Source organism: Moorena sp. SIO4E2 (assembly GCF_010671945.1).
In the GTDB taxonomy this organism is placed as follows: domain Bacteria; phylum Cyanobacteriota; class Cyanobacteriia; order Cyanobacteriales; family Coleofasciculaceae; genus Moorena; species Moorena producens.
The window spans coordinates 1-2,141 of record NZ_JAAHIE010000945.1; the positions used below are offsets into that span (position 1 = coordinate 1).

2 protein-coding genes are annotated in these 2,141 nt (G+C 40.7%); both read right to left on the reverse strand.

Going from position 1 to position 2,141, the window contains the following annotated elements; all coding sequences use genetic code 11:
* Window positions 1-82 precede the first annotated feature (82 nt).
* Complete coding sequence (locus F6K37_RS39265; protein WP_353839054.1) at window positions 83-655, reverse strand: AAA-like domain-containing protein; 573 nt, start codon at window positions 653-655, stop codon at window positions 83-85.
* Window positions 652-1,989 (reverse strand): AAA-like domain-containing protein, encoded by a 1,338-nt coding sequence (locus F6K37_RS39270; protein WP_287256656.1) that lies wholly within the window; start codon window positions 1,987-1,989, stop codon window positions 652-654. The genes F6K37_RS39265 and F6K37_RS39270 overlap by 4 nt, the downstream gene beginning before the upstream one ends.
* Window positions 1,990-2,141: the final 152 nt, after the last annotated feature.

The following is a 2,141-nucleotide window of genomic DNA, read 5'->3' on the forward strand; positions in this document are numbered from 1 at the left end:
AAGTAGAGAATATAATGATAGTGATTGTATAAAAATTCTTTATTTGTCTCACATGGGAGAGGCTAAGGGTTGGAAGTTTTTGCTAGAAGCAGCTAAAAACATCCCCCAGCAAACAAAAGGTGAGACGATTGTAAGCTGGCTTTTCTGCTCGTTGATTGTAACAGGCTCTAATTAAGGCAAAGAAATCATCTTTAAACCTAACTTTAATAATACTATCAATTTCATCCAGAAAAATAACAATTTTTCCCGGAATACTAGTTAACACTATCTGCTCAATAAACTTACTTAAGCACAAGACCGGAGAGATTTTAGCACGCTCGTCTAACCAACTGTCTTCATCAAATGTTCCGAAAAGCTCGAAATCATCCACCAATAACATAATCAAACTTTCATACCACATCGACACCGTGATATCTTCTTTACCAATCACGGTCAGATCAATAGACGCGCAAGCAAATCCCTCTTCTTTCAAGCGTTTTATCGTTCTTACCCGCAAACTCGACTTACCCATCTGTCGGGAATTCAGCACATAACAAAACTCCCCAGCCATCAATGCCTGAAAAAGCTCCTGATCAGCTTGTCTGGTCACATAAGTCGGTTCATCCTGAGGTAAACTACCTCCTACTTTGTAGATTGTTGAGTGTTTATTATTCATTGTTGCTCCCGATTCCCGATTCCCGATTCCCGATTCCCGATTCCCGATTCCCTACTCCCCAAAATGCGATCGCTAAAATACAGACGATACAAATTAGATATCAAACTACAATCATTACCATAGCGCTCAACCAATCCAATACTTTCCAACTTGCGAGTGATAGTAGCATCCAGGCGCACCGGTTTAGTGGTACTAACTAATAATTTAACAGCGTCCAGCAATTCGGGATGCTCTTGAATACTAGTTAACAGTTCACGGAGATGACTGCCATAAATTCCGGCTTCTGTGGGGGCATTAGCCAAAAGGGTATCCAGTGTCTTCTCTGCTCCTTGGTGATTCTTGAGATAATCAAAAGCTTGGGACAATAAATAAGGATGTCCCCCCACCATTGCCATCAGTTGCGTTACTGAATCCCCAGACAACTTCAACCCATAAGCCTCAGCAAAGCCCTTAACTTGCTGTTCATTAAACTCTAGTAATTCTATCTGTAATCCCACATTAAACGGCGACTGATCGGTAGGTAAATTAACGTAAACTTCCGTGGCATAAACCACAATCAATCGTAGTTTTTTCCAAACCTCTTTACTCTTAGCATCTTCATGCCAACTACGCAGCAAGGTCAGAAACCCTTCAGCCACATCTTGATGAGAAAAGACTTGCTCTACTTCATCCAAACACAAAACTACCGGAGTATCTAAAGACTTTAATAAATACTGCTCTAAGTATCGTTTGCAGTTTACCTTGCTGGGTAAACGCTTTTTCCAATAACTGTCTAAGTTATCCGGCAATCCTAAGTTGTCAGCAACTCGCACACAAAATGACTGTAAAAAGCTATCCAAGTTAGTGAAAGGTAGCTCATTCATATTTAAATAAACCTGAGCATAACCCTGTTTTTCACCATGGGCGATAATCTTATGACTTAGTAACGTTTTGCCCATCAGTTTCGCTGCTTTAATCCGAATTAACGCTCCCGGTTTAACAATTTCCTGATAGCAACGAGCTTCAATAGGTGGGCGCTCAATATATATCTCTTGAGTTGCTCTAGGTCGAAGCGATAAGTTGCACTCGTTTAATACTTGCTCAGCCACCAACTCTGGCTTATAGGTATTAACGATTTCAACTAATTCCCAACGACAATTATGACCATTAGCTTCAATATCAAAGTCTTTATATAGATTAGAAATATGCTTTCTTACCGTAGATATATCATAGACCTTTAGCACCTTGTCTCTGATTTCCTCATCTGTATTGCCACCAACCACCGCTTCCAACACTTGTCGCCTTTTCCAGGGCATGGTCTTGAATTTTTCCTCGAAGGCTTCTTTACTAATCATAAGCGATCGCTACTTGTGCCTTAGGTAGTCCGTAAGCATTCAGCCGTCAGCCGTCAGCCGTCAGCTTTCCATAACTGAGATTAATGCTTACCTGTTTTATTCAAAAGCTCTTACCGTAGCTTGTCCATAGTCCATAAGCACCTCAAGTAGCT

Coding starts and splice junctions, on each gene's coding strand:
- F6K37_RS39265 (WP_353839054.1), bottom strand. CDS start 655: ATGAATAATAAACACTCAACAATCTACAAAGTAGGAGGTAGTTTACCT.
- F6K37_RS39270 (WP_287256656.1), bottom strand. CDS start 1,989: ATGATTAGTAAAGAAGCCTTCGAGGAAAAATTCAAGACCATGCCCTGG.